General features: G+C 52.7%; 17 protein-coding genes, 1 tRNA gene and 1 pseudogene. 9 read left to right on the top strand and 10 right to left on the bottom strand.

Annotated elements, in window-relative coordinates; genetic code table 11:
• Positions 1-8: 8 nt before the first annotated feature.
• On the bottom strand, positions 9-779 hold the full coding sequence (locus tag ACTHYN_RS11545) for a fructosamine kinase family protein (protein WP_441812599.1): 771 nt from the start codon (positions 777-779) through the stop codon (positions 9-11).
• A gap of 94 nt (positions 780-873) precedes the next feature.
• Here ACTHYN_RS11545 and ACTHYN_RS11540 point away from each other — a divergent pair, with 94 nt between their 5' ends.
• Positions 874-1,473: a DUF938 domain-containing protein gene (locus tag ACTHYN_RS11540; protein ID WP_441812598.1), complete on the top strand. Its 600-nt coding sequence runs from the start codon at positions 874-876 to the stop codon at positions 1,471-1,473.
• A 179-nt stretch (positions 1,474-1,652) separates the two neighbouring features.
• Here the strand turns inward: ACTHYN_RS11540 and ACTHYN_RS11535 are convergent, their stop codons facing one another.
• Positions 1,653-2,111, bottom strand: coding sequence for a GatB/YqeY domain-containing protein (locus ACTHYN_RS11535; protein ID WP_441812597.1), 459 nt, complete (start codon positions 2,109-2,111; stop codon positions 1,653-1,655).
• A 260-nt stretch (positions 2,112-2,371) separates the two neighbouring features.
• On the opposite strand from ACTHYN_RS11535, the gene ACTHYN_RS11530 reads away from it, so the two are divergent.
• A complete protein-coding gene (locus tag ACTHYN_RS11530; protein WP_441812596.1) occupies positions 2,372-3,058 on the top strand; it encodes a haloacid dehalogenase type II in 687 nt (228 codons plus the stop codon).
• Here ACTHYN_RS11530 and ACTHYN_RS11525 read toward each other — a convergent pair.
• Together ACTHYN_RS11525 and ACTHYN_RS11520 are read right to left on the bottom strand one after the other, a co-directional pair.
• Positions 3,055-3,159: pseudogene (locus ACTHYN_RS11525) on the bottom strand (glyoxalase); the annotation flags it as partial. The gene ACTHYN_RS11530 and the pseudogene ACTHYN_RS11525 overlap by 4 nt on opposite strands.
• 92 nt (positions 3,160-3,251) lie before the next feature.
• Positions 3,252-3,342 (bottom strand) — tRNA-Ser (locus ACTHYN_RS11520).
• A 208-nt stretch (positions 3,343-3,550) separates the two neighbouring features.
• Between ACTHYN_RS11520 and ACTHYN_RS11515 the strand changes: the two genes are divergently transcribed.
• Entirely contained in the window at positions 3,551-4,081 is a 531-nt protein-coding gene (locus tag ACTHYN_RS11515) for an isochorismatase family protein (protein WP_441812595.1), read from the top strand.
• 242 nt (positions 4,082-4,323) lie between these two features.
• Here the strand turns inward: ACTHYN_RS11515 and ACTHYN_RS11510 are convergent, their stop codons facing one another.
• Genes ACTHYN_RS11510 through ACTHYN_RS11495 form a run of 4 tightly spaced genes read right to left on the bottom strand, consistent with a single transcriptional unit; the run spans position 4,324 to position 9,125 of the window.
• Complete coding sequence (locus ACTHYN_RS11510; RefSeq protein ID WP_441812594.1) at positions 4,324-6,102, bottom strand: S8/S53 family peptidase; 1,779 nt, start codon at positions 6,100-6,102, stop codon at positions 4,324-4,326.
• Positions 6,103-6,149: 47 nt separating this feature from the next.
• Positions 6,150-7,328: an MFS transporter gene (locus ACTHYN_RS11505; protein ID WP_441812593.1), complete on the bottom strand. Its 1,179-nt coding sequence runs from the start codon at positions 7,326-7,328 to the stop codon at positions 6,150-6,152.
• A 3-nt stretch (positions 7,329-7,331) separates the two neighbouring features.
• Positions 7,332-8,159 carry a CheR family methyltransferase gene (locus ACTHYN_RS11500; protein ID WP_441812592.1) on the bottom strand — a complete coding sequence of 276 codons (828 nt, stop codon included), beginning with the start codon at positions 8,157-8,159 and terminating at the stop codon, positions 7,332-7,334.
• A 36-nt stretch (positions 8,160-8,195) separates the two neighbouring features.
• Positions 8,196-9,125: a chemotaxis protein CheV gene (locus ACTHYN_RS11495; protein ID WP_441812591.1), complete on the bottom strand. Its 930-nt coding sequence runs from the start codon at positions 9,123-9,125 to the stop codon at positions 8,196-8,198.
• A 195-nt stretch (positions 9,126-9,320) separates the two neighbouring features.
• On the opposite strand from ACTHYN_RS11495, the gene flgA reads away from it, so the two are divergent.
• From flgA to ACTHYN_RS11480, 3 genes are all read left to right on the top strand, one after another.
• On the top strand, positions 9,321-10,022 hold the full coding sequence (gene flgA / locus ACTHYN_RS11490; RefSeq protein WP_441812590.1) for a flagellar basal body P-ring formation chaperone FlgA: 702 nt from the start codon (positions 9,321-9,323) through the stop codon (positions 10,020-10,022).
• 204 nt (positions 10,023-10,226) lie between these two features.
• Positions 10,227-10,553 carry a flagellar biosynthesis anti-sigma factor FlgM gene (gene flgM, locus ACTHYN_RS11485; RefSeq protein WP_441812589.1) on the top strand — a complete coding sequence of 109 codons (327 nt, stop codon included), beginning with the start codon at positions 10,227-10,229 and terminating at the stop codon, positions 10,551-10,553.
• A 7-nt stretch (positions 10,554-10,560) separates the two neighbouring features.
• A complete protein-coding gene (locus tag ACTHYN_RS11480; RefSeq protein WP_441812588.1) occupies positions 10,561-11,031 on the top strand; it encodes a flagella synthesis protein FlgN in 471 nt (156 codons plus the stop codon).
• On the opposite strand, the gene ACTHYN_RS11475 is transcribed toward ACTHYN_RS11480, so the two are convergent.
• Positions 11,032-11,772: a pilus assembly protein PilB gene (locus tag ACTHYN_RS11475; protein WP_441812587.1), complete on the bottom strand. Its 741-nt coding sequence runs from the start codon at positions 11,770-11,772 to the stop codon at positions 11,032-11,034.
• Positions 11,773-11,988: 216 nt separating this feature from the next.
• Here ACTHYN_RS11475 and ACTHYN_RS11470 point away from each other — a divergent pair, with 216 nt between their 5' ends.
• The 3 genes from ACTHYN_RS11470 to ACTHYN_RS11460 all read left to right on the top strand — a co-directional run bounded on the left by ACTHYN_RS11470 (position 11,989) and on the right by ACTHYN_RS11460 (position 15,099).
• The gene (locus tag ACTHYN_RS11470; RefSeq protein ID WP_441812586.1) at positions 11,989-12,600 is read left to right on the top strand and encodes a peptidylprolyl isomerase; all 612 of its coding nucleotides are present in this window, start codon (positions 11,989-11,991) and stop codon (positions 12,598-12,600) included.
• A 23-nt stretch (positions 12,601-12,623) separates the two neighbouring features.
• Positions 12,624-14,396, top strand: a complete 1,773-nt coding sequence (gene mnmC / locus ACTHYN_RS11465) for an FAD-dependent 5-carboxymethylaminomethyl-2-thiouridine(34) oxidoreductase MnmC (protein WP_441812585.1) — start codon at positions 12,624-12,626, stop codon at positions 14,394-14,396.
• 70 nt (positions 14,397-14,466) lie between these two features.
• Complete coding sequence (locus tag ACTHYN_RS11460; RefSeq protein WP_441812584.1) at positions 14,467-15,099, top strand: CBS domain-containing protein; 633 nt, start codon at positions 14,467-14,469, stop codon at positions 15,097-15,099.
• Here the strand turns inward: ACTHYN_RS11460 and ACTHYN_RS11455 are convergent.
• A complete protein-coding gene (locus ACTHYN_RS11455) occupies positions 15,096-17,816 on the bottom strand; it encodes a Calx-beta domain-containing protein (RefSeq protein WP_441812583.1) in 2,721 nt (906 codons plus the stop codon). The genes ACTHYN_RS11460 and ACTHYN_RS11455 overlap by 4 nt on opposite strands.
• Positions 17,817-17,902 lie beyond the last annotated feature (86 nt).

The following is a 17,902-nucleotide window of genomic DNA, read 5'->3' as shown; positions in this document are numbered from 1 at the left end:
GCTCACTCTTATGCGCTCTCGGCGACTCGCTTCGCCATTGCAAACCCTCGCTTGCAACCGTCCAGATAACCAGAACCAAACAGATTGTAATGATTCAGATAATGGTAAAGGTTGTAGATATCACGTTTCTGCAGGTAAACCTCTGAGCGGGGATAAATCCGGTCATAAGCCTCGTAGAACCGCCTGCCAAAACCACCGAACATTTCAGTCATAGCCAGGTCTGCCTCTCTGTCACCGCAATACACTGCTGGATCGATCAACCAGGGTTGTTTCGCGTCGAACAGCACATTGCCACTCCAAAGATCGCCGTGCAGCAGGCTGGGGTGCGCGCAATGTTCGTTCAGCCACTCGGCCAGACTTTCTCCATGCTTGCTCAAAATGTCATGGAATACCGCCAGTACAGAAGGCTCCCGGATTCTGGAAACCTGATAGGCAAGACGATCCCTCACGAAAAACTCGCCCCAACCTGCCGACCAGCGGTTCGGTTGTGGCGATAGCCCTATGTAATTATTTCTATCCCAACCATATCGGGATCTCGCAGCCTTGTGCATGTGCGCAAGGCCTTCGCCAAGCATCTCGAGCGTGGCCGGCACTGCGGGCCCGGAATCGATAGCCGCAATAGCCAATTCCGTTTCGCTGACTGCGTACACCTCCGGGACTCGAATGCCGGACACGTTCGCATTGCGAAGCGCAACCCTCAGGCTATCAAGGCCTTCCTCTTCACAGATCAACGCATCCGCATATTCGGTACTGTTTTGTTTGGTGAACACGCCCGCCATTTGCTGTCATTCTCCTTGGACTCTCTCGCCTGCAAGCGTTAGATTCATACGAATCTTGGTATTTTAAGTAACCAGCAACAAAGCAGGATCGCCGATGACTGAAGAAAAACCGTTCTCCCAAGCCTGTGAGAATAACAAGCAGGTTATTCTCGAAAAACTCGCAGTAATATTCGACACTCCCGGAACCGTTCTGGAGATCGGCACAGGCACCGGGCAGCACGCGGTTCATTTTGCCCGAAACTTACCGCACCTGACCTGGCAGCCCAGCGATCATCCCGATAACTATCAACTTTGCACGCCCTGGCTCAAAGAGGCGGGGGTTTCCAATATCAACGAACCCCTGGCCCTCGATGTCAGTAGCAGCAACTGGAAACTGCCGCCAATCAACGGCGCTTTTTCAGCAAATACTGCACACATCATGTCGTGGCCGAACGTTGAGGCAATGTTTCAGGGTATGTCTAACCAGCTGCAATCAGGCGAAGCTTTTTGTCTGTACGGCCCGTTTAATTATAACAATCAATTTACCAGTGCCAGTAACCAACAATTCGACGTGTTTCTGCGGCAGCGGGACCCAGTAATGGGAATTCGGGATATAGGTGATATAAGGCACCTTGGCCTTGCTTGTGGGCTGGAGCTGAAGGAAGACTTTGAGATGCCGGCAAATAACCGGCTTCTCGTATGGATAAGGCATTAAATCAGTTTGCACTTGCGAACGAAAATGAGCTAAAGCTTGCCAACACCATTATTGACATCTACGAGGTTCAATAGCTCCCTCGCTAAAAATGAAACCAATAGCGCACCATGGGCCATTGTGATTTCCGGAGGATAAGTGGCAGCAAAGGCATCATATTGCCGATGGTAGCATTGAGCGGCCTAAACGCTGGCCAGCGCCGCTCGCACTTTCTTGCCAAGGTGCCCCATATCAACCCGGCCAAGCACCAGAGGCCGCAACTCTTTCATCACCCGGCCCATGTCCTGCATTCCCTGAGCATTGGTTGAACTGATTGCCTTGCGAATCAGGCCATCCAGCTCATCCTCCGTCAGGGCGGCGGGCATGAATTCTTCAATAATTACCATTTCTGCCCGCTCTTTGTCGCCCAACTCTTCACGGCCGGCATCGTCGTACTGGCTTGCAGCATCTCGGCGTTGTTTGAGCATTTTATCCAGCACTTTCAGAACGTCATCGTCATTCACTTCACTGCGCTCATCAATCTCGATTTGCTTGATCGCAGCCTGCGCCATCCGAAGGGTAACAAGCCGGAGCTTGTCCCGGTTACGCATCGCCTCTTTTACTGCGCTGGTTAGTTGGTCTTTGAGTGATAGCTCAGCCATGATCGGCCTCCTGTTCTATTGATAAGTTTGCACTATGCTATAAGTAATGAGCGCCGGCCGGCCTCGCTCCAGCGAGTCTTGCCGGTTGTGACCAGTTGCGCGCGCCATAAGTCTTTTCCAGTTTTTTCAGATCCGCGATACAACGCGATAACAAATTTGAATGATCGCTCGATTTTACATTGAGCAATCACTCACGCCCAGCTACAGTTGAAAACCAAATCATCGTTATGGCGTTGGCTGCCGCCAGAAGGGGATGCCACATGCTAAACAAAAAATGCCCGCCAATTATAGTATTCGACGTTAACGAAACACTTCTTGATATCACCACCTTGGAGCCGTTGTTCGAACGTATCTTCAGCGATCGGCAGGTTTTCAGAGAATGGTTCGCACAGCTGGTCCTATACTCACAGACAATGACGTTATCCGGCTTATATACGCCCTTCGGGGAGCTTGGCATAGGAGCCTTGCGGATGGTTAGCGAGATTTATCAGGTAAACATTACGGACCCGGATATTGCGGAGTTAAAAGAGCGGATGAGCAAGATGCCAGCGCACCCTGATGTCGAGCCGGCGCTCGCCCGGTTGCGCAAAGCTGGATTTCAATTGGTTACGCTGACCAACTCAGCCAGTGGCGCCTCGCCCACTCCACTGGAAAAGGCGGGGCTAAGTCAGTTTTTCGAGCGTACCTTCAGCGTTGACGCGGTCGAGAAATTCAAGCCGGCGCCCGAAGCATATCGTTTGGTTGCCGATGAACTGGCCGTCGAGACGTCAGACCTTTGCCTCGTTGCTTGTCACTTTTGGGATACCATAGGTGCCCAGGCGGCAGGCTGCCGTGGGGCTCTTGTTATGCGCCCCCACAATGCCACCCTGCCCGCTCCAGGCGTACCACGTCCGGATTTTATCGCATCAGACCTGAGCGTTCTCGCCGACCAGATTATCGACTCTTAATACGCTCCGTCGCTGTAAATCAGCTCGTAGCTGTGGCTGTAGATTTCCACAATGCTTCCAAATGGGTCTTCCATGTAAATCATGCGGTAAGAGGGTTTTTCAGTTAAGAGGAAAAAGCAGGCAACTTGGGATATTTTATTTTGCACCAAAAAACGAAAACCCTGATTTTCCATAAGAAAATCAGGGTTTTAATTGGCGGAGAGGGAGGGATTCGAACCCTCGATACGCTATTAACGTATACACGCTTTCCAGGCGAGCGCCTTCAGCCACTCGGCCACCTCTCCAATAAACTGTTTCAAATCAGCTATAACGTCGCTCATTTGAGGGCGCAAACTGTAATGGTTTTAACGGCGCTTGGCAACTCTCTTTAATCAATCCCGGCAATTTTTTTGGCTTACCCCATTATCCTTCGAATAGTGCTCCCTGCTCTCGCAACGAGTATCATGGTAAGCAGACTTAACCCAGCCCTTTAAACAAGCCCGGAGGCTAGCCATGCTCATCAAAGCGGAACAATCAGCCGTGCTGCTGGTAGACGTTCAGGAAAAGCTAATGCCAGCGATTACTCACGGTCAGGAAGTGGTCAGCCAATGCGTGAACCTCGCTACAATGGCGGGTCTTCTGGATATACCTGTTCTGGCCACCGAGCAGTTCCCCGAAAAGCTGGGGCCCAACGTAGAGTCAGTGAAGGAGCTTTGTCACCATACACTCGCAAAATGCCACTTTGACGCCTGTCCAGACGGGCTAGTTGATAATCTCCCGGAAGGCCGGCAGCACATTATTATCGCTGGCTGCGAAACCCATGTGTGTATGATGCAGACTGCACTCAGCCTTCTTGATGCGGGTTATAAAGTTTGGGTTGTTGCAGATGCCACGGGATCCCGTAACGAGTTCGACCGGGATGTTGCGCTTGACCGGCTCAGTGTTAGCGGGGCACGTATCGTTACCGTAGAAATGGTGGCTTTTGAGTGGTTGCGACACTCCAAACATCCGGCTTTTCGTGATGTGCAGGCGCTGATTAAGTAGCCATAGCTCATTATTAAGAGGGCATGCAATGCTGAAAGTGGCTATTCAACCGGGCGATTTCGTACCACTTAACCAGCTACTTATTCGTTTCCAACCCGCTCACCGGCTCAATACCGCTGGGTACACCCGTGCAAGCTGTCAAAAACAAAATGTATAAAAACACCAACGGTACAGCCGCTCTGTCGCGCAAAATGTCACAGGCACGCCTCTTGTTTCACAAAGTTTGAACGCACTCGTCGCCCCTATCTTACTCGGTCTAAACTCTGCACAGTCAGATCCAATGCTTTTTGCATATCCAACCTGGCAGAGTGGCCGACATCAGGGTTATTCAGGTTATTGCCGCGCTCTGATGGCAGAATGGGTGATGTAAGGTCATCGGCGCCTACCGGCTCAAAGTCATGTTCATCACTGATGGTCATGGCACTGCGGCGCAAAAGCATGCGCAGCTGCTCCGGAGCGAGCTCCGGATTAATGGACATCATGGCGGCAAGCAACCCTGTTACCAGTGGCGTGGCGTAGGATGTCCCGCAGTGCGTCTCGCCTCGGTCACCCGGCGTCGGCGTTGATCCCCGAGCACAAGCTGCTGCTGTAATATCGACCCTCATATCGATATTTGAAGCCTCACGCTTGGTGGCGTAACCCGGATCACTAATGTTCAACCCGCTTTTTTCGCTTAGCTCGTGCCCACCTACAACAAACAATTGCTCAGTGATGAATGACGAAGGTAAGCGATACTCATCCTTGCTCGAATAGGATGACGCATTGCCAGCCGAATTAACAACGACCACGTTGGGATGCTCGCGTCTTAACCAGAGGAAAAACTCTTCGAGCAACTCTTCATAACCGCTCATAGCAAGCCCGGAGCGAACAAGAGAATCGACTTCATTGCCATCAACACTGACGGCGCCAATACGGTGTACTCCCCAACTCCAGTTGAGCACACGAACACCGTCCTGCACCAGATTTACAGAGGCCGCCACATTAGCCGTAATGCCTGCATCGGAGCCCCGCTCAACAATTACATCAAACGAGCCTACCTTGTTAAGACCGCTCAAAAACCCAGTATTGCCGCCATTTTCCCAGCCTGCCGCGAGTATACCCGTTACTGTCGTGCCGTGATCATCGGGTTTTTTCGCGTCGCGGGCGTAAACACAGGTACCGGATTTTTTCGAGCGGCAGCCTCCCAGGTAACCACTGAAGTCCGGCGCATCAAAGTCTACGTCACGTTCTATTATCCCGACTCGTATTGGGTGGGGTTTGATTGGCTTGGCGTTTGCGCTCAATCGCCGAGTGTAGTAGTTGACTGCATCGAGAAAACGATTAGCGGTCCATTCATCCTGACCTGACACGGAGGGTTCAGTTGCGCTCTCCTGCTCTTGCGATTGGCGGGGACTTTCCGCACTGGTTTCCTCGATAACAACCGCATCAACGCTAACCTCATTGCCCAAGCGAAGAATCAGAGCATCCCTCTCAACCAGGTTAGTGACAGATAAGCGGAGCTGATAAGTGTTCAGCGGAGGGATTGCACCAACAATGCGGGCGCTAAATTTATCTGCAAGCCGCCTGGCTTCTTCAGCACCATCGTGGCTCTCTTCAATGATAACGCTGATCAAGTCCACGTATGTGGTTAACCCATCCATGTTGGTGGCAACTTCATCTTCGTTTGCTGCAATTACGTGGCTCTTGGCCAGACTGAGCCATACCGGATTGCTCTTGGCTTTCCCTTGCTCAAGCCAGAGCGGCCCGCTACGTTGGTGACCCTGCACGGAAAACGTCAATACGCCATCGTGATGCTCGACCTGCTCATCAGGGAGCGCTTTGTTATCAAACATCACGCGAACACCCTTACTTTCCAAACCTCGCGCGGTAACGGAAAACACCTTTGTGCCGGAATCCGAAGCGGTGTTGATGGGCTCCCAATGTGCGATTCGCAACTCTTCCGCGACAACCGAAACGCTGGCCAACCATAAACCGCTGGCAATCAAGATGCATCCTGAAAGATGCCGGAAGATCCTGCCCATATACCACTACTCCGCCTTGCTAGAAATAAACAGGACTGGTGATGAGACTACCAGCGCACGCCTTCTCCCCGGGTTAGCCATACCAGCATCAATAAGCCATGAATAACCAGAAAAGGCACAGCGAGCATTACAAGAGCAGACCAGCCAAACCACGAGAGAATAACGCCCGCTGATAATGCGGCCGCTGCCTGGGACCCGAATACAAAAATATCGTTGAGACCCTGAACCCTGAAACGCTCGGTGTCTGTATAACCGCGCGGCAGCAACGTGGTGCCACCCACAAACAGAAAGTTCCAGCCGATGCCCAATAGCGCCAAAGCCGACAGGTAATGATAAAAGTTGTCGCCACTGGCAGCCAATCCAATGCACCCGAGGTATGCAAGCAACCCGGCCCCCATCATCACAGGAATACCTATCACTCGTGTTAGCCAGCCGCTGATAAGCGACGGTAAATACATGGCTATAATGTGAAGCTGAATAACCCGCTTGGCGTCGCCCAGGTCATGCCCTGCCATCTCTGTCATGCTCAGGGGTGTTGCGGTCATCACAAAGCTCATAACGGCGTAGCCGATGGCAGCAGCACTGATTGCCACCCAGATCAGCGGATTGGCGAGGATTTCCTTCATTGGCCGACCGCCGCCTGCATGAGCTTCCCTTGCTCGCTCGCCCTGGGCACGATAACCAGCAGCAAGGATAACCAAAGCTACAATTTGAACACTCGCAAGCCCTAACCAGCTTAAAAGGAAAGGGTGTACTGCCTCTGCTGCGCTGCCCAGTGTGGCAATCTCTGGTCCTAGCCAGGCGGCAACCAGGCCACCAAGCAAAACCCGCGCCGCGGCAGACCCTGCCATATGATCGGGAACCGACTCCATGGCGGCAAAGCGATACTGATGCACTACGGCTAACCCTGTGCCGCCAACAACAGCCGCCAGACACAGCAATGGAAAGAAACTGAGCCAGGATGCGAAAGCACCGAGACAACCTGCCAGCATGCCCATGCATGTACCGAGCAGCATCACTTGTTTACGCCCCAGCTTCTCCATCAGCCAGGTTGCAGGTTTGATAGCAAGTACAGTGCCCACAACAACCAATCCCACCGGCAGTGTGGCGTATTCTGGAGCGGGCGCAAGCAGCCGCCCCTGAATGCTTCCGATGAACACGATAAATGGCGCAGTGCACATAGCCAGGGCTTGTGCCGCGACCAGCACCCACACATTAAGGGGCATTATTTATTTTTTCCTGTAGATAATGCCGGGATGACACTGCACCATCTCATATAAATCGGGCAGTCCATTGAGAGACTCCGAGGCACCAAGAATAAGATAGCCGCCGGGGTTTAGCGTAGCGTGAATGCGAGTAAGAATGTCTCTTTTGAGATCTGCAGAGAAATAGATCAACACATTGCGGCACATTACTATGTCGTATTTGCCCAGCATATAGCGCTCGAGCAGGTTGAGTTCCCGGAACTCGACCATGCTTTTGATTTGTGGCCGAATCTGCCAGCCTCCGTTGGCGGAAGGCGTAAAAAACTGCTTTTGACGCTCCGGTGACAACCCTCTTCCAATGGCGATCATCTCATATTCACCACGGCGAGCCACCTCAAGTACGCTTTTCGAAATGTCGGTCGCCGTTACTTTTACATCACGTAGCTTCCCCGGTTTTTGCCGCCTGAACTCATCGACAATCATGCCAACCGAATAAGGCTCCTGGCCCGTAGAGCACGCCGCAGACCAGATTCGTAAAGGCGTAGCAGATGAACGCTCTGCAAACTCTGGAAGCAGTTTTTCCTGCAAAATGCGGAACGGATGATTATCACGAAACCAAAGGGTTTCGTTGGTAGTCATCGCATCTATGACGACCTCTCTCAGATTACCCCTGCCCGGCTTTTTCAAGCAAACCAGCAAGTCTCCCAGAGAGCTCAAACCGTTCTCTTCGAGAATCCGGCGCAACCTGCTTTTGACGAGGTACTGTTTGTTCTCGCCCAGCAAAATACCACACGCATCCTGCAGGAACGATTTGAAGGTTTCATATTCCTGTGGCGTAATTTCCGCGTTCATTGGATCTCTATTTAAATGAATAACCAGACAATCAAATCAGTTCTGATCAATAATTTCCATGATTCGTTCAGCGAGTTCGTCGGGGCTGAACTTGGCCATAAAATCGTCTGCGCCAACTTTTTTGACCATAGCCTTGTTAAACACTCCGCTCAATGAGGTATGAAGCATAACAAACAGATCGCTCAGAGCAGGGTCACTTTTTATTCGGGTAACCAGTGTGTACCCATCCATTTCAGGCATTTCTACATCGGAGATGACCAGGCAAAGATGATCGGTTGCCTTCGACCCGTCCGCTGTAATTGATTTAAGGTATTCGCAGGCTTGTTTGCCATCATTCCGGGATATAACTTCCATACCAATCGCAGTAAGACAACGTTCAATCTGGCGGCGAGCAACGGTGGAATCATCCACGACCAGAACAGGCAAATGCCCCGGAATCCGATCAGCGCTTTTGCTCAGAACAGCCTCCGTTACATCTTCGCTCAAGGGAGAAACCTCTGAAAGCACCTTCTCTACATCTATGATTTCCGCCAGTTTATCATCAATTTTTGTGACGGCTGTAAGGTAGACATCCTTACCTGCGCCTTTGGGAGGCGGAAGAATATCTTCCCAGTTCATATTCATGATCCGGTCTACACCGGTTACGAGAAATCCTTGGGTTTTTCGATTGTACTCGGTGATGATCACAAAGCTGTTCGATAGATCTTCCTGAGGAATACCCGGCAGGCCAATAGCCATACCCAAATCAATCACCGGAATGGTTTCGCCGCGAGTATGCGCAACCCCGCGAACCACCGCGCGACTGTTAGGGATAGACGACAACCTGGGACATTGAAGAACCTCCTTAACTTTAAACACGTTAATGCCATATACCTGGCGACCGCGTAAACGGAAAAGAAGGAGCTCAAGCCGGTTCTGTCCAACCAACTGCGTACGCTGGTTTACACTGTCTAATACGCCTGCCATTGCAGTTTCTCCTGGCTATCCCGGTAGCACCGGCATGCATTTTGCTGATCTGTTAAATAAGTTGTCGGGGTGACGAAATAATGTCGCCCGTAATCGTGATCAGACTGTTTAACGGCCAGAGCACCGCAATCCTTAGGCACTTTCTATGCATTTGTGCCGTAGCAATGACAGACAGCATAGGACAAACCAGCACATATGCGCACCCAGCTTTTAGTATTGACCTTGTTCATATCGGCATTAGCCAACACTGTACAAGCAAAAACCAGTGCTAACGAGATACGCGAAGCCGCTACATCCTTTCTTGAGGCCTTTGCTGCAACACAGGCCGAAAAAGGTTATCAGGTTACGTTCGAGACCGGCAGCATTGATAGCAGAATTTCACTGGCACCCTGCTCTGCCCCTCTTGCAGTGGAGTTTACAGGCGACCCATGGAAAAGCGACCACCCCTCGGTTCAGGTTGCCTGCAGTGGCGAGAGACCCTGGCGCATGTTTGTGACAACCTCTGTGTCGATTAACGGCCCTGCGTTGGTAGCGGCACGCCCACTGGGCAGAGGTGAGCGCGTAACCAGTGGTATGCTAAAAACCCGATCTGTTGTGGTGAATGCCAGCCGGCGGGGGATCATAACCGATGCAAACCTGGTGGAGGGAATGGTCATTCGAAGGCCGGTTAACGCCGGCTCGGCTATTACTCCGGATTTGCTTGAGGCGCCAGATGCCGTTAGCCGGGGGGATCATGTTATTATTACGGCCCGCAACGGATTCTTCTCTGTTCGTAGCCGGGGAAAGGCCTTGGCAAGCGCATCCGTTGGTGATCAAATTCTAGTGGAAAATCTGGCGTCGTCTCGAACGGTAAGAGCCAATGTGACGGCGCCCGGGCATGTTGAAATACCCATGTAGCGTGCAAATTTCGCGGCAGGCCTTTTCCGCCGGCAAAAACATGCCGCAAAAACTGCGATTTTCCAGGCAACACCAGAATATGTGACAAAACGTTAACGAAAAGTATATATCTGCCCCTAAAGTATGCCAGCAGCCGGCCGTTAAGCAGATATAAACCCGAGCCAGCCCACGTATGTGTGGCTTAACTGAAAAGCAGGTATCGATATGTCAGTTGACTTCAATGGAATTGGCCAAGGCCAGGTCAACACCCAGAGAACCACGGCCGACAAGCTCGCCAACACACAAGGCGCCAGGCAAACTGCTCCAGAGCAGACCAATGCCAAAGCCGAGGGCGCACGGGGCGAAAACGTTAACTTGAGCAGTCAGGCCAGAAATCTTAAACAGCTGGAGCAAAAGCTGGGAGATTACCCTGAAATGGATGACGATCGAATCGAACAGATTCGTTCACAACTCGAAAACGGCACCTATAAGATCGATGCAGAGAAACTGGCCCAGAAAATGCTTGATATGGATAAAAGCATTTTCGGGTGAGTAAATCATGGCTGCAATTGATGATCTGAAGAATCTTCTTTCCCTGGATATCCGCCAGCTGGAAACCTTGGCGGATACCCTTCACAAAGAAAAGTCCTGCCTTTCGGGTTCCGACACTAAAGCGCTCGACACCCTGACTCGTGAAAAAAACGCGATTCTTGAGCAGATTCGTGGGCGTGCAAAGCAAAAAATTCATGCATTGGTAGCCATGGGCTTTCGGCCGGACAGTGGAGACCCTTCCCGGTTCATTCTCAGTGCCGGCTTGAGCGACCTTCACGCCCTCTGGAAAGAAGCTGACATAAAACTTCGTGAATGCCACATTCTCAACGAAAACAACGGACGCATCATCAGCCATTTGCAAAAACGGCTCACCCGGCTTACTGACATCTTCCGGGGAGCTTCAGGTCAACAGAAGTTATACGGCGCCAAAGGCCAGCGGACAGCCGTATCAAACCGTACGGTTCTTGCCAGCGCCTGATTAACGCGTATAGATCGTCATTCCGGAATCAGGGTGGAAGCGGATATTCTGGATGCTTACGTTACCCATAGCAGGACTGCTCCCACCGCTGACCCGGATATTATCCATGCGGATTTCCTCTATACGCTCAGGAAAGGCCATGGAAACTGCACCGCCTTCACCCACAAGATAGGCGGGCTCACCTTCCCGGTAATGCACACCGGAGATTGAAATGTCTGAGTCCAGCATGTTGAGCACCGGAACGAACACATTCGCGGTAAGCTTCAGGCCTTCAACAATGTCAGGCCGCATACCGCTGCCCTCACCGGAATCATTACTGCCCGCCGCGCTGGCAACCGAGCCAATACGGTCAAACAACGTAACGCTACCTTGCCCGGAAATCGACGACAGCTCGTCCTCCGTCAACGGCGCCATTCCCGACAGATCAGAATACTCCCCGGTTTCTACCGCTTGCGCTGCGCTGGCATTGCTACTTGCCGCAAATGTAACCAGTGGTTGAAACGGCAGAGCAGCCATGGTGACCATTGCAGCAGCATTGCGATAACGAGACTGATGCTTCAGGACCCGACCGAGCTCTTTTTCAGTTATCCAACCGGCGGCAATAAATACTTCGCCTAACCGCGTGCCGCGCTCACGCTGCACTCTGAGGCCTTCTTCAAGCTGCCCCTCAGACAAATAACCACGATTGACCAGCAATCGTCCAAGCCGTGATTTTTCCTCAAACCCTTTACGGATTCTCACTAGCCTCTCCTTTATTCTCACAGTGATTACCGTACAGCCCGGCCCGGTGAGTGTTTCCTACCTACTTTCACCCTTCAAAGGTTAGCTGATAGCAGCCCATCATGCGCAGATGCACTTCCCGAACTGTGAATCAAATCTGTTAAGATCAGGGCACCATTTAATCTGCGTGATTATTGCAGGAAAACCAGCTGCCGCTAACTAACAGAGAGCCAGGTGATGACAAAATTGGTAAAACCCTTCAGCAATGTGATCAAAGTCGTAGTTTTGGCTCTGGGCCTGTCTTCTTTAGCGTTTCAAGCACACGCCCAACCCGACACTGAGGCTGCGAAAGCCGAGCTGCCCAAGGTTCGAATTCTAACCAGCGAAGGGGCTATTGAGCTGCAGCTTCGCCCAGATGTCGCCCCGAAAACCGTTGAAAACTTTCTTGAATACGCCCGTGATGACTTTTACGACAATACAATCTATCACCGGGTCATTCCGGGTTTTATGATTCAAGGTGGCGGCTTTACCCCCGAGATGACACGTAAAGAAACCCGCTCTCCCATTCAAAACGAAGCTTCGCCAACCTTGCCCAATCTGCGTGGAACGGTCTCCATGGCACGAACTAACGCCCCGGATTCCGCAACCTCCCAGTTTTTTATAAACGTCGCAAACAACGATTTCCTTAACGCAGGCGTTCGCGGCGCAGGCTACGCGGTCTTCGCAAAGGTAACCGAAGGCATGGGAGTGGTGGACACCATTGCCAAGGTAAAAACCGCGCACGTCCGTGGCATGGCTGATGTGCCGGTAGACCCAGTGATCATTAAAAACGTTACCTTGCTGGAATAACTGCACACAGCAGAGTATCAATAATGAGCCTACCTACCGCTCCACCCGCCATCGAGCCAGCAGAACCAAGCTGGGGCAAAGACACAGCCGAATTCAAATCATTCGGACGCCAATACGGTTGCTCTAAAAAGGAGTTGGAAGACTTCCGGCATGGATTTATCGAGCACAACAGTTTACCGGCTCGTTTTTCTTCTGTTCCCGAGGCAGGCTCTTTCGTGGTTGCAGAGGCGGGATTTGGCTCAGGCCTGAATTTTCTTGCGACTTGGCAGGCATGGCAAGCCTGGAAGCCTGACCACGCAGCCACCCTTCACTTTGTTGCCTCTGAGCGCGCGCCCCTGACTCTGCAGGCTCTCAAAAGTGCGCTTTCCATATGGCCGGAATTCCAGGACCTGGCAAATGAACTGATTGCCAGCTACCCGCCTTTGGTGCACGGCGCCCATCGCATAGTTTTGGCTGAAGGCACAGTTCGCCTGACGCTATTCTTTGGTGAGTCGAACGACGCATGGGATACCCTGACTTTTAAGGCCGATGCCTGGATATTGAACGGGTTTGAACCAACCCTAGCCCCTGAAATCTGGCAAAAAACCGCAACCAAAGAGGCTATCCAACACAAACAGCCCGATACATCCGGATCGCAGGCACCCTCTGTAGCTGTCATTGGTGCAGGTATCGCTGGGTGCCTGCTGGCAAACAACCTTGCACGCAGAGGCCATAGGGTTACGCTGATAGATGCGGCGGATGAACCAGGCTCTGCCGCATCGGGGAACCTTCAAGGTGCCATGTACGTCAAACTGGGTGTGGAATTTAATCACCAGACCCAGCTTGCACTCTCCGCACTCACATTCAGCCAGCGATATTATGCGCGATATACCGACCAGTTCTGGCACCCAACCGGTTTGATCCAACTTGCCTGGAGTAACAAAGAACAATCCCGCCAGCGCCGATTTACCGAGCGAAACCAATACCCGGAAGAGCTTTTGCGCTCTGTCACCCGCCACGAAGCCGAGACGCTCGCAGGTGCCAAACTCCCGTGTGGCGGGTTATGGTTTCCTGGTTGCGGGTGGCTGGAGCCAAACAAACTCTGTAAATCCCTGGCTTTACAGCCCGGCATTAAACAGGTTTTCGGCTATGCGGTTAATCAGCTAGAGCCTTTTGACGGCCACTGGTGTGTGTCCGGTGCAGCCCCTCACAACTCAGACATTCACGCAGACCAGGTGGTAATTTGCGCGGGGCACCTGACACCAGAGTTAATTCCGGGACCGGGCTCCTTCCGCTTCAAGGCGATACGCGGCCAGGTGACCTACCTGCCTGATCCTCTTATAGCGCAACCTCGCGCAGTGATTTGCGGTGCGCGCTATCTTAACCCGGTGCATAACGCCCAGGGTGAGAACCTGGCCGTGGTTGGCGCTACGTTTGATCTTCACAGCAAGGAGACAGCCACTACAATCGAGAGCCACCGGGAGAATATCCAGGCGGTGTCATCCATGGTGCCAGACATTATTTCACAGAATCTGGCAAACGATGGCCTGCCGGATCAGCTTGAGGGCCGGGTGGGGTTCCGTTGCACAACTCACGATTACCAGCCAGTTGCCGGGGTGCTGAGTGATACGCAGGGGCAAAACATAGAAGGGCTGTATCTTTTGACCGGCATGGGCAGCAAGGGCCTGACTTATGCCCCTGTGCTTGCAGAGTTTGTGGCAGACCAACTCACGGGGCAGCCACAGGCTCTGCCGGCAACTCTGGCCAAGAGGCTGGCAACAGGGCGCATGCGCCAACGCAAGACAGACGCTTCGTAATTAAATGTTAATGATCTGCGTTGCCCGGCCGATAACCTCTACGTAGGGGACTTTTCAGAGGGTAAAACCAGTGTCTATTTTTGTTAGCGAACCAGGCCGCCCGGTGGGGACAAGATTACCAGAGGTGTTACGGGGTCGCCGCGTGGGTAGTGTTAGTGAGCTGGCAGATAGCCAACCCATCAATACCGAGCGCGGTGAGGCAACAGACGCTGAGTTTCAGCTGGCAGCGCAGTCTGGCCGACACCGTGCTTTGGAGGAGTATGGTGCGGCGGCCGCCGGCGAACGCAAGGAACAGAGGCCCTATTTGCCAGTCTCTTCCATATGCACCCCTGCCCTGTATTCGCTGCCCGCCTCAGCCACTGTCGCAGAAGCAATCGCTACCATGACAGAGCAAGGTGCAAACCACCTGGTGGTGATTTCAGACACCCATGTTGCAGGGCTTGTAGGGCAGCAATGGCTTTTGGCCTGGCTCCACGAACATCAGGCCGATGCGCGAAACCAAAGTTTGATTCACATTGAGTTACCGGCGTTCCTGACCGCCGCCCCCGAAACCGACGCTCACCAACTCGCCAGACTAATGCTCGCACACCAGCTAAATGCCGCTTTGGTTGTAGATACCCGGAACGAGCCCGTGGGTGTGGTTACCAGCACGGACTATTTGCGCCTGTATGCAAGTGCGGATGGTCAGCAAGGCAGCGCCTAGGGCGTCAGCAACACACCTTCCGGGCTAAACAATAACAACTCCCAGGCTGACCCTTTTCGAACCAATGCAACAATTTCATCGTCGCGATAGTTAGCTAGCTGTGTAATTTCCGAGTCACCTACGTTCAACTGATAGCGCCATTCGTTCCGAAACACGCTGTTCTCAGCGTCTGGCTCAGGCTCGGGTACCAATGACAGCCGCTCAAGGATAGCTGAGCGCCCGCCGCCACTGGGGCCCGCAATACCGGCGAAATCACCATCAGAACTGCCCGCAGCGATCAAATCACCAAAAAAGCCGGTTAGTGCAGCAAACTGTTCTTTAGAGTTATCATTTTCATCATTCAGGTTAAAGGCCCGAACAAACTCGCCACTGGTGGTGTAGCCAAGCACAAAGCCGCTTTCGCTATTGGTGCGCTCACTCGTCAGGTGCGGACCATTACTGCCCTCATCTGGCTGCGTAGCTGAGTATTTATTACTGCCATTCCCCAGCAACCATAAAGTGCTACCGGCCAACACACCGCTGGTGATGTGTTCATCTGCCTGGGTGCCGCGCTGGTTCACTGTGAGATTGCCGTCTCCCGACGCTGTGGTGTAAAAATACGCGTCCTCAAACCCCAGGGAAGGCTCACCGTTAACGGCCCCCTGGGCGGAACCGAATAATAGTTGGCTGGCACCCTCGGCACTTCCGCCCGCAACTTTATCTTGTTCGTGGGAGCCTACCTGCCGTGTCCAGGCTAACTTAGGGATAAAGCTATTTCCCTCAGGCTGTGAATCTATGCGCTGTAGAAAACTGTCAACACGCCCCACAGGGGTTTGGCCTGGCCACACGCCGTCAGTTTCGCCGGCAATCACGACAAAACCGCTTGCGGAGTTGATGCCTGCCCAGCGAACTGTATCTTTGCCTGCGGTGCCAGTGCGCGTGGTCCAGGTTTCAACGTATTCACCACCGTTACTTGCACTGTCAAACCAGTAAAGCGAGCTGACAACATCCATACCACCCTGCCCTGCGGTACCGGCCACCGCGCCGGCTGCACTGTACGCTACCAAAAGCTCAAAACGGTCGCTCTTAACGTTGTTCTTTGTGATCTCGCGTTTTGCCAAACCGATTACCGGTTCCGGTTCGGATAGCTGATCTCCCGGTGCCGATACCTCAAGCTGCTGGAACAAAATGCCTTTTTGGTCATATATGCGCACCATCACCCTGTTACTGTCGGAGGGATCATACCCGGCTACAAACATTTTGCCGGCATGCCCCACAGCCATATCCGTTGGGAGAAAGCTATCCCCGGGGTTAGTAATCAGTGGCGAAGTCAGCTCATTGATACTAACCCGAAGCATGTTTTCGCCCTGCGACCGAGCGTAGTTTTCGCGGCCAAGCTGAAAAGCTGTATCCAGGCCGAGCAAGATAAAACGGTCGTTCTCGTCTGCATTGGAATACGACGAAGGGCTGGCAATCTCAACGGTAAACGTAACCTCATCCTCATCATCCGGAAAAACCAGCTCGTCTCCCGGCAAGCTGGTTTTGAACTCAGTGCCGAGCTCAGCAGAAGAGTCTTCTGTGTGTTTCAGCTTTGCGTAAACTGGCCCCTTACGCTCCCCCGTCAAACGGGCTACGTAAGTGCGGGAATCACCCACGTTCAACGCATCCCGCGTGCCGCCTGCGGTAGTCCCCAGGCTCACTTTCGGTTCATTATCGTCTATCACCAGTGTGGTACGCACGCCACTGTTTGTCTTCCCGAGCCCCGCCAGGCCTGAACGCACTTCCGTCAAGCTCAGGTATGCCACTTCGGAAGGCTCTGCAAAGCTGTCATCCACTACTTCCAGCCGAATATAGCATTCCGTCACTCCCGGCTCGAAGGTGACAACACCGCCTGTGGTTACTCCGGTGTTGCCGGTTTCATAGGTTAGATAATCAATTTTTTCCAGCAACGGCTCACTGCCACTGCCCAGGGCCACGATATCCTGCCCGGGTATGGCATCGCCTGAGTTGGCAGCACTGTGATCGCAGCGTTGATGAGGACTTTCAAATTCGGCATCGCAGCTGTCTGCGTCATAACCCGACGTCAACTCAAACGCAACGGCCACCTGGGTTACGGAGGGCTTGTCCAGCATTACTTTTGCAAAAACGGCCCGAGTAGGCAAGGTAAGATCTCGATCACCGTTAACCACGCCATCTGCATCGTACGTATTGATGGTAAAACTGTGTTCGCCCGCTGTTTCCAGATCAGGCAATGGGCAATGCTCGCGTCTGGTATCCGGAATAGTTGCCGAGGCACCTTCGGTAAAAGGTTCGGCTTCCAATGATAAAACGTTGCGTTTAACCTCAATATCGAACGGCTGGGCACCTGCCTCCTGGCCATCCGTGGTCACCAGATTGATACCCTCCAGTTTACCAAGATCGGCATCTCCACGGTCGCCGCCGCTGAGCCCCGGCACACCGCGCATAATAATGCCTTGCCGGGCCTTGTTACTGGTGTCTTCAAGTGCCAACCAGGAAGGGGCGTTGGTCAGCGTATAGTCGAGTATGCCCTCACCACCGTATGCGCCAAAGTTGTAGTAGTACTCTACACCCAGGTAGGCAGCCGCCGGCGGAATGCCCAAAATGGTTGGCTGATCGGGGTCTTTCTCGGTTTTACAGCCAGAGGCAGTAATGGCAAGCAGCAATACAGCAGCAACCTGAATAACGGTAGCAGTGCGGGGAAACAACTCGGCGCGCATGGGAAAATCCGTTTCAGAACGTTGTTGTTATGGCAGTGGGTATACATTGGCGCAAGCCAATGCTTTACACACCGTTACAGAACAAC

Origin of the sequence: Marinobacter sp., assembly GCF_052091845.1 — a bacterium.
GTDB lineage: Bacteria > Pseudomonadota > Gammaproteobacteria > Pseudomonadales > Oleiphilaceae > Marinobacter.
The sequence above is the reverse complement of the archived record's forward strand: the minus strand, read 5'-3'. Positions and strand labels throughout refer to the sequence as shown.

Excerpts from the sequence above, each read along its gene's own strand:
- ACTHYN_RS11545 (WP_441812599.1), bottom strand. The coding sequence starts at position 779 with ATGGCGGGCGTGTTCACCAAACAAAACAGTACCGAATATGCGGATGCG.
- ACTHYN_RS11540 (WP_441812598.1), top strand. The coding sequence starts at position 874 with ATGACTGAAGAAAAACCGTTCTCCCAAGCCTGTGAGAATAACAAGCAG.
- ACTHYN_RS11535 (WP_441812597.1), bottom strand. The coding sequence starts at position 2,111 with ATGGCTGAGCTATCACTCAAAGACCAACTAACCAGCGCAGTAAAAGAG.
- ACTHYN_RS11530 (WP_441812596.1), top strand. The coding sequence starts at position 2,372 with ATGCTAAACAAAAAATGCCCGCCAATTATAGTATTCGACGTTAACGAA.
- ACTHYN_RS11515 (WP_441812595.1), top strand. The coding sequence starts at position 3,551 with ATGCTCATCAAAGCGGAACAATCAGCCGTGCTGCTGGTAGACGTTCAG.
- ACTHYN_RS11510 (WP_441812594.1), bottom strand. The coding sequence starts at position 6,102 with ATGGGCAGGATCTTCCGGCATCTTTCAGGATGCATCTTGATTGCCAGC.
- ACTHYN_RS11505 (WP_441812593.1), bottom strand. The coding sequence starts at position 7,328 with ATGCCCCTTAATGTGTGGGTGCTGGTCGCGGCACAAGCCCTGGCTATG.
- ACTHYN_RS11500 (WP_441812592.1), bottom strand. The coding sequence starts at position 8,159 with ATGAACGCGGAAATTACGCCACAGGAATATGAAACCTTCAAATCGTTC.
- ACTHYN_RS11495 (WP_441812591.1), bottom strand. The coding sequence starts at position 9,125 with ATGGCAGGCGTATTAGACAGTGTAAACCAGCGTACGCAGTTGGTTGGA.
- flgA (WP_441812590.1), top strand. The coding sequence starts at position 9,321 with ATGCGCACCCAGCTTTTAGTATTGACCTTGTTCATATCGGCATTAGCC.
- flgM (WP_441812589.1), top strand. The coding sequence starts at position 10,227 with ATGTCAGTTGACTTCAATGGAATTGGCCAAGGCCAGGTCAACACCCAG.
- ACTHYN_RS11480 (WP_441812588.1), top strand. The coding sequence starts at position 10,561 with ATGGCTGCAATTGATGATCTGAAGAATCTTCTTTCCCTGGATATCCGC.
- ACTHYN_RS11470 (WP_441812586.1), top strand. The coding sequence starts at position 11,989 with ATGACAAAATTGGTAAAACCCTTCAGCAATGTGATCAAAGTCGTAGTT.
- mnmC (WP_441812585.1), top strand. The coding sequence starts at position 12,624 with ATGAGCCTACCTACCGCTCCACCCGCCATCGAGCCAGCAGAACCAAGC.
- ACTHYN_RS11455 (WP_441812583.1), bottom strand. The coding sequence starts at position 17,816 with ATGCGCGCCGAGTTGTTTCCCCGCACTGCTACCGTTATTCAGGTTGCT.